14 protein-coding genes are annotated in these 15,431 nt (G+C 50.4%); 4 read left to right on the forward strand and 10 right to left on the reverse strand.

The window, feature by feature from the left end; all coding sequences use genetic code 11:
• Window positions 1-259: 259 nt before the first annotated feature.
• Window positions 260-2,014, reverse strand: coding sequence for an adenine deaminase C-terminal domain-containing protein (locus AN963_RS27990; RefSeq protein ID WP_055747914.1), 1,755 nt, complete (start codon window positions 2,012-2,014; stop codon window positions 260-262).
• Between the two features lie 164 nt (window positions 2,015-2,178).
• Between AN963_RS27990 and AN963_RS27995 the strand changes: the two genes are divergently transcribed.
• From AN963_RS27995 to AN963_RS28005, 4 genes are all read left to right on the forward strand, one after another.
• Window positions 2,179-2,715: a YgaP family membrane protein gene (locus AN963_RS27995; protein ID WP_083497085.1), complete on the forward strand. Its 537-nt coding sequence runs from the start codon at window positions 2,179-2,181 to the stop codon at window positions 2,713-2,715.
• Window positions 2,716-2,727: 12 nt separating this feature from the next.
• Window positions 2,728-2,874 carry an EYxxD motif small membrane protein gene (locus AN963_RS31360; RefSeq protein WP_162531862.1) on the forward strand — a complete coding sequence of 49 codons (147 nt, stop codon included), beginning with the start codon at window positions 2,728-2,730 and terminating at the stop codon, window positions 2,872-2,874.
• A gap of 87 nt (window positions 2,875-2,961) precedes the next feature.
• Complete coding sequence (locus AN963_RS28000) at window positions 2,962-3,405, forward strand: MarR family winged helix-turn-helix transcriptional regulator (RefSeq protein WP_083497086.1); 444 nt, start codon at window positions 2,962-2,964, stop codon at window positions 3,403-3,405.
• Window positions 3,406-3,416: 11 nt separating this feature from the next.
• Window positions 3,417-4,631: an MFS transporter gene (locus AN963_RS28005; protein WP_055747747.1), complete on the forward strand. Its 1,215-nt coding sequence runs from the start codon at window positions 3,417-3,419 to the stop codon at window positions 4,629-4,631.
• A gap of 59 nt (window positions 4,632-4,690) precedes the next feature.
• Here AN963_RS28005 and purD read toward each other — a convergent pair whose 3' ends face one another.
• The 9 genes from purD to purQ form a co-directional block, all read right to left on the reverse strand.
• On the reverse strand, window positions 4,691-5,968 hold the full coding sequence (gene purD, locus AN963_RS28010) for a phosphoribosylamine--glycine ligase (protein WP_055747748.1): 1,278 nt from the start codon (window positions 5,966-5,968) through the stop codon (window positions 4,691-4,693).
• 35 nt (window positions 5,969-6,003) lie between these two features.
• Window positions 6,004-7,551 carry a bifunctional phosphoribosylaminoimidazolecarboxamide formyltransferase/IMP cyclohydrolase gene (purH, locus tag AN963_RS28015; protein WP_055747749.1) on the reverse strand — a complete coding sequence of 516 codons (1,548 nt, stop codon included), beginning with the start codon at window positions 7,549-7,551 and terminating at the stop codon, window positions 6,004-6,006.
• A 216-nt stretch (window positions 7,552-7,767) separates the two neighbouring features.
• A complete protein-coding gene (locus tag AN963_RS28020) occupies window positions 7,768-8,130 on the reverse strand; it encodes a hypothetical protein (RefSeq protein WP_055747750.1) in 363 nt (120 codons plus the stop codon).
• Between the two features lie 96 nt (window positions 8,131-8,226).
• Entirely contained in the window at window positions 8,227-9,291 is a 1,065-nt protein-coding gene (locus tag AN963_RS28025) for a PD-(D/E)XK nuclease family protein (protein ID WP_055747751.1), read from the reverse strand.
• Window positions 9,292-9,428: 137 nt separating this feature from the next.
• Window positions 9,429-10,040 carry a phosphoribosylglycinamide formyltransferase gene (gene purN, locus AN963_RS28030; RefSeq protein WP_055747752.1) on the reverse strand — a complete coding sequence of 204 codons (612 nt, stop codon included), beginning with the start codon at window positions 10,038-10,040 and terminating at the stop codon, window positions 9,429-9,431.
• Window positions 10,034-11,074, reverse strand: a complete 1,041-nt coding sequence (purM, locus tag AN963_RS28035) for a phosphoribosylformylglycinamidine cyclo-ligase (RefSeq protein ID WP_055747753.1) — start codon at window positions 11,072-11,074, stop codon at window positions 10,034-10,036. The genes purN and purM overlap by 7 nt, the downstream gene beginning before the upstream one ends.
• Window positions 11,075-11,108: 34 nt before the next feature.
• Window positions 11,109-12,527 (reverse strand): amidophosphoribosyltransferase, encoded by a 1,419-nt coding sequence (gene purF / locus AN963_RS28040; RefSeq protein WP_055747754.1) that lies wholly within the window; start codon window positions 12,525-12,527, stop codon window positions 11,109-11,111.
• Window positions 12,512-14,755 (reverse strand): phosphoribosylformylglycinamidine synthase subunit PurL, encoded by a 2,244-nt coding sequence (purL, locus tag AN963_RS28045; protein ID WP_055747755.1) that lies wholly within the window; start codon window positions 14,753-14,755, stop codon window positions 12,512-12,514. The genes purF and purL overlap by 16 nt, the downstream gene beginning before the upstream one ends.
• Window positions 14,736-15,428 carry a phosphoribosylformylglycinamidine synthase subunit PurQ gene (gene purQ / locus AN963_RS28050; protein WP_055747756.1) on the reverse strand — a complete coding sequence of 231 codons (693 nt, stop codon included), beginning with the start codon at window positions 15,426-15,428 and terminating at the stop codon, window positions 14,736-14,738. Before purQ ends, purL begins: the two co-directional genes overlap by 20 nt.
• Between the last annotated feature and the right edge of the window lie 3 nt (window positions 15,429-15,431).

Raw genomic sequence — 15,431 nt, forward strand, 5'->3', positions numbered from 1 at the left:
TGTTTTCCCAAAACCATTTCGTCCATTTACCTGGTTGCGACTTTGTAAGCACTTCTTCTGTTAGGTATAAAGATAGATATGGCCCGGTTCTTCTTTATTGTAAAATAAATCGAAAAATTTACAAGAGAAAAAATATAATTTATAGATACATGTTTAACAGATACATACTCAACATTTTTGGAATTTAATTGAAATCAAAATGATATATCATTACTTTATCGTAGTGAAGCATTAACGTTATAAATAAAAAAACTTCCACTCAAGTGAGCGGAAGAGATGGGACTACGATATGGCCCGTTTTGACATCGACGATTCCATCTGCCGTCAATCTTGCGTAGGGCAGGTGTGTCGCGGTAAAAAACAGGATGGAGTACAGCGGATCGAGATGAATATGTCCTTTTCCCCGAATCTTTTCAATCAATGCTTCCGCCATGCTGATAACCTCGTCCATAGGCGCTGCGGAGAACTTCCCTGCTAATGGTAGCGGGCACTCACAAGCGACGTCTCCCGCATCGAGAAGGACTACGCCACCGCCGATTTCCCTGACACGTTCCAGGGCAACCATCATCGCCTCTGGATCACGCCCGATGACGACCCAATCCCCCGAAGCGGTGTACGTGCTGGCCAAGCCTTGCAAATCACGCCCATACCCGCGCAGCACCGCCAGACTTCTTCTTCGCCCTACAGGATCCACACTCACGATCAATGCTAGCTCTGGATCGTCCTTGATCGTCACAAAGCCCTCTTCGTCTACGGGGAGCTCCTCCATTTCCAACCGGGTAATCACTGCATTTAACATGTGCAGTACAGGAGTTTTTCCTTCTATTGGTCGCAAACGGAACCAGTCCGCACTCGCTCGGTCCTCCAATACATCGACCGTTGGGAACGAGTAGTCCTCCCATTTCGGCTCAACGGTAGGAACGAGCAGCTCTCCATTTTGTGCAGCGCGTTGACCATTGGCAAATACTACGACAGGCGTAGGATCATCTTTGGCGGTTAATAGCAGCATGTCAGCGATTCGACCTGGCGCGATCCCACCGATCTCCGCGTCAAGCCCGTAGTAAACGGCCGGATTTAACGTCGCCATCACGTATGCCTCTTCGGGAGGCATGCCTGCTTCGATCGCGACTCGGATCGTGCCGTCCATGAGGCCATTCCTGTGCATCGGTGGCGTGCTGCCGTCGGAGGTCAGCATCATCCGTGGTGACCACGGAAGCCCCAGCTCCAGCCACCCTTTTACTAGCTCAGGTAAGTCTGGACGAATGGAGGAATGCCGCATGGTTGCGTACATGCCCAACTGGAGTCGTTGCAACAGATCCTGTGCGGTAATCCCTTCATGGCAGGCAGTTATTCCTGCAGCCGCTGCTGCGTTCAACGTCTCTGCAGATGCACCAGGGTGGTGACCTTCCATTCGTTTGCCCAAATCACGCGTGTGCTTTAGCCCATAGAGCAGCTTTTCATCTTCAGCTAACACACCTGGCCAGTTGGTTAACTCTCCTCCCTGTATCACGAGGGGATGCTCTAGCATACGCGTCAAACCCTCACGTGTAAATTGCGGATGGTCTTTCCCCGTCTGCGGATCGAGCCGCCCCCAGAAATATTGCTTCACTGGATGAGCATCGAGCGACTCCATAATCGCTTTGACTTGTTCAAAAGGAAGGTTCATCAGCATCAGCGTATCGGAAACCAGCGCTGTCGTACCTCTTTGCAAAGCGAAATCAGCAAGCGAATACGGATTGTACCATTGAAAAGGGTGTGCATGCGGCTCGAAATACCCCGGAACCAGAAAGTGTCCTGTAGCATCGATTATTTCCGTATGCTCATCCACCATAGGTTCCTTTTCTCCCACATACGCAATTCGTTCGCCCGCCGTGACGACATGGCTGCTCTGCCATGACTTTGTATAGACATTCAACACTTGTGCGCCCTTGATCCACATACTAGCTGGCGCCAAGCGTCTGCTAACGCGAATCAAGTGAAGATACGCCTCCGTAGTTAATGATCGTACCCGCATTTCGCCCTCTCCTCCCAACTGAATGCTCATTCACTTACATCCTTACTCCTTCGCCGTGTGGAAGCGTAGTCCTGCTCTTGCGCTAGTAACAATTTCCGGGGGTGCTTTCCCCTCCAACGAAGCAGACTAGCTCTAGAAGAAGGATTCGATAGGAGGCAGATACGATGCATAAAAACGTCGGGACAACAGACGCCATCATCCGAATAACCGGGGGTTTGCTGGGACTTGCTTACGGCATAGGCAAAATGAGTAGACGGCCGTACAACGCACCGTGGCTTTTGATGACCTTTTCCGCCATGAAGGTTGCTGAGGGTGTCACAAGAAATTGTCTGATGTACCGGGCACTCGGGATCAACACCCGCTCCGAAAAAGGGATGCAGAACATCATGGATCAGGCAAAGAGTAAGGGCGTGCAAATGGTCATGAAACAGGTAGCTCGTACCATGAACGCTAGAAAAGATGAAAGCACACAGGCGAGCAGCAGCCCTCAACAGCACAGCGCTACCTCTGCAAGACAAGAAAGCTCCTCCCACTCAAGAGGACACAGACTGTCTGCCGAAGATGAACAATTGGAAAAGGCTGCACGAGAGTTCATCTCGTTCCGCTCTGAGGACAAAGAATCAAAAAATACAACTTCACAAGTGAAGAGTCAGTCTGAGAGCTACAGTCAGGAAGAACATCGGTATCCAACCTATTCTTAGGAGGCTATACCTATGATAAGCGGTATGAAAAACGGTACTCCGCTTTATGAATGGCTATCCCACAATTTTTTTGTTATCGCCGCTGTGATTGGCGTGATTGCCGTGATGGGTTATTTTGCTTACAACATCTCACGGAAAAAAGGAAGATACCGCCAGTGATCGTGGCGGTACTTTTTTCTTTTCAAAATTACTTGATTAGCATATAATTGTCAAAGCAACTATTTTTCACGAAAGAAGGATGTACCCTTGACTGACCATTGGCAGGATGAATCGATTGGATTTCTAATGGGGAAAACGTACCGAAAAATCGTTATGCATGTCACCACACATTTACGGGAGTTCGATCTGACCCCGGAGCAATTCTCTGTCTTGTTTTGCTTAAGCAAACAAGAAGGCATCAATCAAAAGGAACTTGCGCTTCGCACCGCCAAAGACCAGCCCACCATCACTCGGATTCTTGACGTACTAGCCAAAAAAGGATTTATCGAGAAAAAGACGAGCGATACTGATCGGCGCGCCTTTCTGCTCATGCTCTCCTCAAAAGGACGGGAATGGATTGAGCTGGCATCTCCCGCAGAAGCCAAAGCTATAGCAGAGGTAGTCGATGGAATGAGTCAAGAGGAGCTCCACGTATTGAGACAGACCCTATTGCAAATCGCCGACAACGTAAACAGACATACCAAAGAATAGGAGTGTCAACATTGGGAGAACAGAGAGAGAAACTGTGGTCGAAGGATTTCGTCCTCATTACTGTGAGCAATTTGTTTTTATTTCTGATCGTTCAAATGCAATTACCTACCTTTCCTACTTATGCGAAAGAAACTTACTTAGCTAATGATTTTGTAGCAGGCTTAACTGCCAGCTTTTTTGCTTTGGGTGCCATTGTTGCCCGAATTTTCACGGGTGAATTACTGAAGACCAAGAACAGTAAAGTCATATTGATTATCGGACTTTGTATCGTCGGGATTACGACAGCGGGTTACTACTGGACCGGCTCTATCGTGCTGTTACTGCTAATGCGCGCTCTGTTTGGTGCCGGATTCGGGATCAGCAGTACGACGCTTCCTACCATCGTTACGAACGCCATTCCTGCAAAAAGACTGGGCGAAGGCATGGGCTACTATGGTCTGTCTCAAAGCTTGGCCCAAGCATTGGGTCCGATGATCGGCCTTACCGTTTTGACGACATTCGGATTTGGATCAATGTTATCAGTCGGGGTGGCTTTCATCCTGTTGATCTTCCCGCTCACTTCCATCATCCGCGCCTACAAACAGCCTACCCCTGGTGCTCATGCCCATGAGACTGGACTAAAGCGTTTTTATGACAAAAAAATCTTGCTTCCTGCCTTCCTTAATTTCTGTATGTCCATCACATATGGAGGATTGGTGAGCTTTCTGGCCATATACGGAAAAGAAGCAAATATTGAACATATCAGTTGGTTTTTCCTTTGCAACGCCATAGCCATCGTCCTTGTTCGTCCGATTGCAGGCAAGCTGTTCGATAAGAAAGGTCATATCGCCGTATTTCCCCCGGGAGCCATCTTGATCGCCCTCGGTCTGCTAGGTCTGTCCTACGTGAACAACAACGTGATTCTCATCATTTCTGCTCTGTTGTACGGCCTCGGGTATGGATGCATTCAGCCTTCCGCACAAGCGTGGATGGTCAAAGAAGTGAAACCAGAGCAAAGAGGCATGGCGAATGCATTCTTTTTGAATTCCATCGACTGCGGAATCGCTGTTGGCTCCATCTTGCTTGGAGTAATCGCTGCCCATTCGAGCTACGCCATGATGTATCGCTTATCTGCCTTGCTCATGGTGCTGTTTCTGATCGTGTATGCTCTTTCCCGGGTATTTGCAGCCAAAAAAAGCAAAAACACAGTCGTGACCGCTCCCGTCACTCAAAATATCGAAGCGTAAGAAGTATTGTAAAAAACAGCAGCCCAGGCATAGGTTTGCCTGGGCTGCTGCTACTTTATTCATTTCGATTGCTGATGGCGCATCGCTTTTGCTGCAATGTCCGTCCGGTACTGAGCACCCTCGAACGAGATCGCTTGTACCGTTTGATAGGCTGCCTCACGCGCTTTCGCCAGATCTTCTCCTGTTGCTGTCACGCCCAGCACGCGACCACCACTCGTCACGATGCCTCCGTCCGTTGCCTTCGTCCCTGCGTGAAAGACGGTAACATCCGCACCTGTGCGTTCCAGCCCTTGGATCACTTGACCTTTTGGATACTCCCCTGGATAGCCGGGCGCCGCCATTACGACACATACGGCACTGCCCTTCTTCCATTTCACGTCTACTGCATCCAATTCGCCCTTGATGGTAGCCACAAAAATATCGAGCAAGTCAGTTTCCAGCAGCGGCAGGATGACCTGTGTCTCCGGATCGCCAAAACGAGCGTTGAACTCCACTACTTTTGGACCTTGCTCGGTAATCATCAAGCCCGTGTACAGGATGCCTTTAAACGGAATACCGTCCTTGGCCATTCCTTCCGCCATCGGTTTGACGATCGTCTCCACAATCTGCTCCACCAGCTCATCGGACATTTGCGGAACAGGCGCGTACGTCCCCATGCCACCTGTGTTCGGTCCGCGATCATCGTTGAAAATACGCTTGTGGTCCTGCGAGGTAATCATGGGCTTTACGGTCGCCCCATCGACGAATGACAGCAGGGATAGCTCTTCCCCACGCATGCACTCTTCGACGACGACACGTGTACCCGCTTCACCGAAGACGTTTTCTTCCATGATCTGACGCAGTGCCTCTTCTGCTTCTTCCAGCGTTTCTGCTACCACGACACCTTTGCCTGCTGCCAAGCCGTCTGCCTTGACGACAATCGGCGCTCCCTGTTCACGAACATAGGCAACTGCAGATTCATAGTCGAGGAACGACTCATAAGCGGAAGTCGGGATGTTGTATCGCATCATCAGTTTTTTCGCAAACGATTTGCTTCCCTCGATCATCGCCGCTTTGCCATTTGGGCCAAAGATCGGCAGGTTACGCTCCTCAAAAAAGTCCACGATGCCTTCCAGGAGTGGATCTTCAGGGCCGACCACAGTCAGGTCAATCCCTTCATCTTTTACAAACTGAGCCAGGGCCGCAAAATCAAATACGCCGATAGGTACGTTTTGCGCGATCTGAGCCGTACCGCCATTACCCGGTGCACAGTATACTTTTTTCACTTTCGGACTTTGCAGCAATTTCCAGGCGATAGTGTGTTCACGTCCGCCACCGCCAATTACCAAAATATTCATCGTATTTCCTCCTGTGTTAGAGGTCATGCGCTCTATTAGTGTTTGAAATGACGAGTACCGGTGAAAATCATTGCGATTCCAAAACGATTGCACGCGTCAATCGACTCTTGGTCACGAACCGAACCGCCTGGTTGAATGATGGCTGTAATACCTGCTTCTGCCGCTGCTTCTACGGTATCGGACATCGGGAAGAATGCATCCGATGCCAGTACGGAACCTTTTGCCAGATCCTTCGCCTGCTCGATTGCAATTTTCGCAGAGCCTACGCGGTTCATTTGGCCTGCGCCTACGCCGACGGTCATGTTGTCTTTCGCCAGCAAAATGGCGTTGGACTTCACATGCTTGACTACTTTCCAGGCGAATTTCAGTTGTTCCATTTCCTCTTCAGTCGGCTGACGATCCGTTACTACACGGACTTCTGCTTCTTCGAGCTGTTTCAAATCGTAGTCCTGTACCAAAGCACCACCCGCTACCGGTGCTACGCGGAAGTGGTTTTCTTTTACCGAAGCCTCATTCAAGGTAGGGATGCGCAGGAGACGGAGATTCTTTTTCTCGGTCAACACCGCCAAGGCTTCTTCTGTAAAGTCTGGAGCCAGGATGATTTCCAGAAAGATTTCTTTCATCGCCATTGCGGTATCGCGATCGATCGTGCGATTCGCAGCGACGATGCCACCAAAGATAGACACCGCATCTGCTTCATACGCCTTTTGGTAGGCTTCGCGGATTGAAGTGCCAATTCCAACGCCACAAGGATTGGAGTGCTTGATCGCAACCACAGCCGGCTCCGAAAATTCACGAACAATGGCGAGTGCCGCATCCGCATCATTAATATTATTGTAAGAGAGCTCTTTGCCATGCAATTGCTCAGCGTATGCGATGCTAGCAGTCCCTGCCAACGGCTCGCGGTAAAAGGCAGCACGCTGGTGTGGATTCTCTCCGTAACGCAGATCCTGTGCCTTTTCATACGTTACTGTGAAGCTCTCTGGCAAGAGTTCGCCTACCTGCTCACTCAAATAGCGCGAAATCAGTGCATCGTAGGCAGCTGTATGACGGAATACTTTCGCAGCCAGGCGACGGCGCGTCTCCAAGGTCGTATCTTTGCTCGTCTCAATTTCAGTTGCGACGGTTTCATAATCAGCTGCATCGACTACGACACTGACAAATGCGTGATTTTTTGCAGCGGATCGGAGCATAGTAGGACCGCCGATATCAATATTTTCGATTGCCTCTTCAAACGTCACATCTGGTTTGGCAATGGTTTCTTTAAAAGGATACAAATTTACGACTACCAGATCAATCGTTTCGATCTGAAGCTCTTCCAGTTGTTTTTGATGTGCTTCGTTGTCGCGCACAGCCAAGAGACCGCTGTGGATATTCGGATGCAGTGTTTTGACGCGTCCGTCCAGAATTTCCGGAAATCCGGTTACTTCGGAAATACCAATGACGGGAACCCCCGCTTCTTTCAAGAGAGAAGCCGTGCCTCCGGTTGAAATGATCTCTACCCCGGCAGCTGCCAAACGACGAGCAAACGGAATCAATCCTGTCTTGTCAGAAACGCTGATCAACGCTTTTTTCACACTCACGGATAGAACCTCCTGGACTTTTACTTTAGTTTTAAACCTCAACGAGGCTGTTCTTCGATGCTAAGCTCGTGGTTTTCGAAACAAAACACGAACATTCCTTTACTATTAAAACATAAATGTACGTTTTCATCAAGGTTTTCGTCAGGTAAAACAAACGCAGCCGCCTATGCTTGGTTCAGCACGCGCGACTGCTTTTTTCTTATCTTATGCGATTCATTACCGCGATTTCTTTTTTTTACCTGACAATTTCCTGACTCGTTCAGCAAGGGAAAGATGTTTGGCCTTTCCCGCCGCCGTTTTCGGCTTTTTAGCCTTGCTGCGTTTGCCTTTGACATCCTTGGGCATGAAGCTTCCCAGTTCATCCATCGTGATAGACTGCATACGCTCTTTCACTTTTTCGCGTGTCTCTTCGGGAACGTTAAGTCCCATATCCGACAACTCGTTCATGATCGAGTCGATGTCTTTCGAGCCACCTTTTGGGAACTTCTCCGCAAGCTTCATAATATCGGCCAGCGTCCATTCCCGCCCCGTTCTCTTGCTTAGCTTGCCCAGCAAATCGGTTACAAAATCCCCGCTCAAATGGGCACCTCCTCGATTACGGCTTTACACTTCTTTTTACCATATGTCAGGAGGAACCATTTGGTTTACCTTAATCCACAGCGTTATATTGTCCTATTAGATTTTCCACTCCAGCTGAGGAAATTGCTGGGCGAGCTGGTGCAATTCCGCCATTTTTCCGATGAAATGCTTCTGAATCGCCAAGATATGGTCATCTTCTCCGAGGAAATGAAGCAGGCTGACATCGCAGGAAATCATGGACCATTTCGTAGGATCATGCAATCCCGTTCCTACCCAATCTTCCTGATTCTCGTCCATCCATTTCATCGCTGTGACAATATCGGAGCGGTTTTTTGCATTCGGATTGACTTCCATCATTACGCTGACCAGCGGATAATCGTCATCCGTAAAATAGTAGCCACACGCGACCCAGATGCCGTTTCCTTGATCGTTCGTCTTGATGTAGCGATCCAAATCTCTCATCTGCACGTTTCGATTGGACCAGCCTATTGCTTTCCCGAAATATTTGGTCATTGTTTCATCCACAGCACCATCCAGACTCGCATCCATCATCGATTGCAGGCGTCCCATATGTTGCAGGGCATACACATCCTGCGGCAGAAATTTTCTGGTTTCGTTCAATTGCATTTCCTCCATATAAGATAGGATTTTATGACCATACGGGTTGGGATGTTTGCTCAGCCACTTGTAAAATTCATACCAGCGGAGCTGGCGAAACTTCGTCCTGCTTCCCGTCTGAATGACCTCGTCACGTTTCTTGGGATCATGTCTTTTGGTCACGTAAAACAAAGTAGTGTTTACCCCATCTTGCTCGTGGAGCTGCAAATGATCCGCATACCGCTTCAACTGTTCGTGACCTTCACCGCTGTCGATCTTGTTTTCAAAAAATACGAGACACGGCTGTTGACCTTTACGTAGCGAGATGACCAGATCCGGCCTACTGTCCGTCGCGTGGCCTGAGAGCTTGGCATACGTTTTTTGCGTGGTCACTTCCACCTGGGATAGCTCGTCCCACTGCTCGTCCGTGAAATGGGTAAGAAAGTCTGCCAGTAATTGGGGGTCATCAAAGATATCTGCCACAATTTCGGTCAAATAATCTTCCAGTACATCTTTCTCCTGAGCTTTTAACAAGTTGTAGAGCCTACCAAAGAGCGAATTCAAACAAAGCTCACCTATCCTTATCGCGAAAGCTTGTGATGATATCACCTAAAAGAATTCCTTCTGCGCCACAGGACTCCTTTTCCACGTAAAAAAAGCGCCTGTTCCTCAAATGAACAAGAGCGCTTTTGCTATCGATTTCATGAAGTCAGCTGAACATGACGTCCATCCAGCTTTACACGCCCATCTACCAGCCAGCTGATCACCTCGACCAAAAGACCGTGTTCGACCTCATGGATGCGAGCTGCCAGTGTCTCAGATGTGTCGTCCTCTAGCACCGCCACAGGAATCTGCGCGATGATGGGCCCCGTATCGAGACCGGCATCCACCACGTGCACCGTTACCCCCGTAATCTTTACCCCGTAAGCGAGTGCCTGTCCGACTGCATCCTTGCCTGTAAATGCCGGTAAAAGCGATGGATGAAGATTGATAATACGACCGTCGTAGGATGAGAGAAGCGTTTCCCCAACGAGACGCATGTATCCAGCTAGCACGACGAGGGAGACATCGCGCTGACGAAGTTGGGCGACGATTTCCGCTTCGAAGGCTGCTTTATCCACGAACTCCTTTGGTTGAAAGACAAACGCTTCAATCCCTAGTCGCTCTGCACGTTCCAGTACTTTCGCTCCCGGCTTGTCGCAGACGAGGAGTGAGACTTCCACTCCGTTCAGCCTTCCACTTTGCACAGCTTGCACGATCGCTTCAAAGTTGGAACCGCTGCCCGAGGCGAAAATGGCTACCTTTTTCACCATTCCACCCCGTTGTATACGACTTTGCGTTCACCCGCCTGAATGTTGCCGATCAGGTACGGCTGTTCACCGAGCTCCTGCAGCTTTTCGATAACGGATACCGCATCATCTTGTTTGACAACCAGCATCATGCCGATTCCCATGTTAAAGGTTTTGTACATGTCAGGATAAGAAATTCCGCCTGCTTCCTGCACCAGTGAGAAGATTGGCAGGACAGGCCAGGAGCCTACGTCGATCACTGCTTGTGTACCTTCCGGGAGCACACGCGGGATGTTTTCCGTGAAGCCGCCGCCTGTAATATGAGCCAACGCCTTTACTTCATGCGATTCCAGTACAGACAGGACTTGCTTCACGTAAATGCGTGTAGGCGTCAGCAATTCTTCGCCCAGCTTTTTGCCCAGCACGTCTACATGATCGTGGAGCGACATTCCTTTGTCAGCCAAGAGCACTTTGCGTACGAGAGAAAACCCGTTGCTGTGCACGCCACTGGACGCTAGCCCGATCAACACGTCGCCCGCCGCGACAGTCGAACCGGTAATCAATTTGCTCTCATCTACTACACCGACGGTAAAGCCCGCGATATCGTACTCGCCCTCCGTGTACATACCCGGCATTTCCGCCGTTTCTCCACCGATCAAGGAGCAGCCAGCCTGTGAGCAGCCGTCAGCGATCCCTTTGACAATCGCTTCAATCTTTTCAGGGATGACCTTGTCGACAGCCAAATAGTCGAGGAAGAAAAGAGGTTCGGCCCCTTGTACGACCACGTCGTTTACACACATCGCTACCGCGTCGATGCCAATGGTGTCGTGTTTATCCATGGCAAAGGCCAGCTTCAGCTTGGTGCCAACACCGTCCGTGCCTGATACAAGTACCGGTTTCTCATATTTCTTGGTATCCATACGGAACAGCGCACCGAAGCCGCCCAAATCAGTCAGTACCTCGGGACGGAATGTCCGCTTCACATGCTTTTTCATGCGTTCGACTGCTTCGTTCCCCGCATCAATATCTACGCCTGCTTGTTTATATGCTTCACTCATCGTTTCTCCCCCTCACAAGAGGTACTAGTCTGCCTTAGCATTTGAGAGCTGGCAGTGCTTCTTCAAAATCAATTTCGGTCGGGTATTGCCCGGTGAAACAAGCAAGGCAATGCCCATTATTTGGAGCCGTATCTTCACGACCGATCGCATCGAGCATTCCTTCCACAGACAGGAATGACAGCGAGTCAGCACCGATGACTTGGCGAATTTCCTCTACGGATTTGGTAGAAGCGATCAGTTCATCGCGCGTCGAGGTATCGATTCCGTAAAAGCACGGATTCATGACAGGTGGCGAGCTGATTCGTACGTGTACTTCTTTTGCACCTGCTTCACGCAGCATGCGAACAATGCGGTTGCTCGTGGTTCCACGAACGATCGAGTCATCGATCATCACCACGCGTTTGCCTTCCACTACCTTGCGCACAGCAGAAAGCTTCATATAAACAGCGCGTTCACGCAATTCCTGGCTTGGTTGAATAAACGTACGTCCCACATAACGGTTTTTGATCAGACCGATCTCGTAAGGAACACCTGTCGCTTCGGCAAAACCGATAGCGGCAGAAATACTGGAATCGGGTACACCGATGATGACATCTGCATCAATTGCGGATTCGTTGGCAAGCTGCTTGCCCAGACGTTTGCGCGCCATGTGCACGTTGATCCCGTCAATGTCGCTGTCCGGACGAGCGAAGTAAATGTATTCAAAGATGCACATCGAACGTTGTGTCTTCTCTGTATGGTGTGTTTCCAGAACGCCATTTTCGTCGACAACGATCAGTTCGCCTGGCTGTACGTCGCGCCAGTACTCTGCACCGATAATGTCAAAAGCACAGGTCTCAGAAGCGACACAGACAGCATCTCCCAATCGTCCCAGCGACAGTGGACGCAGTCCGTTCGGATCGAGGGCAACCACTAGCTGGCGCTCGTTCATCACACACAGGGCATAGGCGCCCTTGATGTGCTGCAGAGCATCTTTCACTGCACCTGGAAGATCGGTTCTCTCAGAGCGAGCAATGAGATGGGCGATGACTTCCGTATCACTCGTTGTTTGGAAAATGGAGCCTTTAGCCTCCAGCTCTTTTCGGAGGACAGCCGCGTTTACCAGGTTTCCGTTGTGAGCGACGGCCATACTGCCTTGCGCGTAACGGAAAAAGAGCGGTTGTGCATTCTCGATTTTGCTGGAGCCTGCCGTCGTATAACGGGTATGCCCGATGGCGATGTGCCCTTTGAATTTCTCCAGGTCACCTTTGCCAAATGCTTCAGATACAAGTCCCATACCGCGGTGCTTATACCATTTCTCGCCGTCGGAGGCGCAGATACCTGCGCTCTCCTGACCGCGATGCTGCAGAGCATGCAGCCCCAAGTAAGTCAGCTGGGGAGCTTCCTTGTGATTGTAGATGCCAAAGACGCCACATTCTTCATTCAGTTCGTCCCAGATTACCCGATCAAACATGGAATCGCATCCTTCCAGGCTGCTTTCACCTCTTGAATCGAAGCGTTGACCGCTTCTGTACCGTTCACGCTGATTACCAGACTTTCTCCGCCAGTTGTTCCGATTTGCCCAGCTGGCACACCGTGTTCAGCCGCCAGTGCAAGCAATGCTTCTACTTGATCGTTAGACGCGCTGAGCAAAATACGAGATTGCGACTCGCTGAACAAGAGGACGTCTGGACGCAATGCCGATTCCAGTGTCACTTGTGCACCAAAGTTTTCGCCGAAGCAGGATTCAGCCAGAGCCACTCCCAGACCACCTTCGGACAAGTCATGAGCGGACTTAACAAGACCTTTGCGGATCGCAGCCAATGTCAGCTTTTGTACAGCTGCTTCTTTGGCCAGATCGATTTGTGGAGGACGACCGGAGATAGACCCTGTCGCCATCTTTTGATATTCCGAGCCACCGAGTTCTGCGAAAGTCTCACCCAGCAGGATGATCGCGTCCCCTTCGTGCTTGAAGTTTTGGGTTGTAATATGGTCCACATCAGTGATCAAGCCTACCATTCCGACGGTTGGTGTCGGATAGATCGCATCACCACTGCGTTCATTGTAGAAAGATACGTTACCGCCGATTACCGGCGAATCCAATGCTACGCAAGCTTCACTCATGCCTTCGCACGCTTTTTCAAACTGCCAGAACACCTCAGGCTTTTCCGGACTACCGAAGTTGAGGCAGTCGGTGATCGCCAGTGGTTCTGCACCGGAGCAAACGACGTTGCGAGCAGATTCTGCTACTGCAATCGCGCCGCCCACTTTTGGATCGAGGTACACATAACGGCCGTTGCAGTCTGTGCTCATCGCCAGTGCCTTGCGTGTGCCGCGAACCATGACAACAGCTGCGTCAGAACCAGGCTTGACCGCTGTGTTTGCACGTACGATGTGATCGTATTGCTCATACACCCACGATTTGTTCGCTACAGTCGGTTGGGCAAGCAAGCTTTTTAGCGTTTCGTTCAAATCAGCAGGCTGGTTGATCGCCGCTACTGCATCTACGTTGGCATTTGCCTCATAGTAAGCAGGAACTGCCGATGGACGATGATACACAGGAGCGTCGTCAGCCAGGCTGTTAACAGGTACTTCAGCAACTACTTCACCGTTGTGCAAGAGGCGCAACAAGCTGTCTTCTGTTACTTTACCCACGACTGCGGATGCCAAGCCCCATTTGTCAAAGATCGCGATCGCTTCTGCTTCCTTGCCTTTTTCTACGACAACAAGCATGCGCTCTTGCGATTCGGACAGCATCATTTCATAAGCAGACATGCCTGCTTCGCGTTGCGGAACCAGATCCAGATTCATCTCGATTCCGTTACCCGCTTTGGAAGCCATCTCGGAGCTGGAGCTGGTGAGTCCTGCTGCTCCCATGTCCTGAATTCCTACAACGATACCGGTGTCGATGAGTTCCAGACATGCTTCCAGAAGCAGTTTTTCCATGAACGGGTCGCCGACTTGTACCGCTGGACGCTTTTTCTCAGATTCTTCGGTGAGCTCTTCAGATGCGAAGGTAGCACCGTGAATCCCATCGCGGCCTGTGCTTGCGCCTACATAGATAACGGGATTGCCAATACCCGAAGCAACACCCTTTTGAATTTTCTCGTGGTCAATGAGACCGACGCACATCGCGTTTACCAGTGGATTGCCTTCGTAGGTCGGGTCAAAGTTTACTTCGCCGCCTACTGTCGGAATTCCGATGCAGTTACCGTAGCCAGCGATCCCTGCAACTACGTGTTCAAACAAATATTTGACACGAGGAGTCTTTAGCTCCCCGAAACGAAGCGAGTTGAGTACAGCAATCGGACGCGCGCCCATCGAGAACACGTCACGGATAATTCCGCCTACCCCTGTCGCCGCACCTTGGTAAGGTTCGATCGCAGATGGGTGGTTATGACTCTCGATTTTGAAAACAACGGCTTGGTTATCGCCGATGTCCACGATGCCTGCGCCTTCCCCTGGACCTTGCAAAACACGAGGACCTTTGGTTGGGAAGCGACGCAATACTGGCTTGGAGTTTTTGTACGAGCAGTGCTCCGACCACATGACGCTGTAAAGACCAGTCTCTGTCCAGTTCGGTTTGCGGCCGATGATATCTACGACGCGTTGGTATTCTTCATCCGTCAGACCAATCTCGCGGTAGATTTTCTGATCGGCAATTTGTTCGGCTGTCGGTTCTTTATGCGTGAGTTGTGACACTGTTCCGTTCCCTCCACGTCTTCAGGATCGAGGTAAACAAGCGGCGTCCGTCATCGGAAGTCATCCATGTATGGACAGAACGCTCAGGGTGAGGCATCATGCCCAGAACGTTGCCACGTTCGTTGCAAATGCCTGCAATATCTTCAAGAGAGCCATTCGGGTTTTCACCGTGATAACGGAAGACAATCTGGTTGCCCGCTTTGAGCTGTGCCAATGTCTCTTCATCACAGTAGTAGTTTCCTTCGCCATGGGCGATCGGAATTTTAATCTCTTCCCCTGCCGCATAGTCGCGGGTAAAGGGGGTATCGTTGTTATCCACTCGCAGTCCTGCCAATGTGCAACGGAACTTGAGGGAACGGTTGCGCAAAAGGGCACCAGGCAACAATCCCACTTCGGTAAGGATCTGGAATCCGTTGCAAATCCCCATGACCAGCTTGCCTTCCTCCGCCGCCTTCACCACTTGTTCCATGACCGGCGAAAAACGGGCAACGGCGCCACAGCGCAGGTAATCCCCATAGGAGAAACCGCCTGGCAAAAAGATCGCATCATAGGCGGAGAGATCTGTATCCGAGTGCCATACGTAATCTACCGGCACTCCCATGACGTCTTCAACCGCGTTGTGCAAATCGATGTCGGCATTGGAGCCGGGAAAGACGATAACCGCTACTCGCATGAC

The organism is Brevibacillus choshinensis, assembly GCF_001420695.1.
Lineage (GTDB): Bacteria > Bacillota > Bacilli > Brevibacillales > Brevibacillaceae > Brevibacillus > Brevibacillus choshinensis.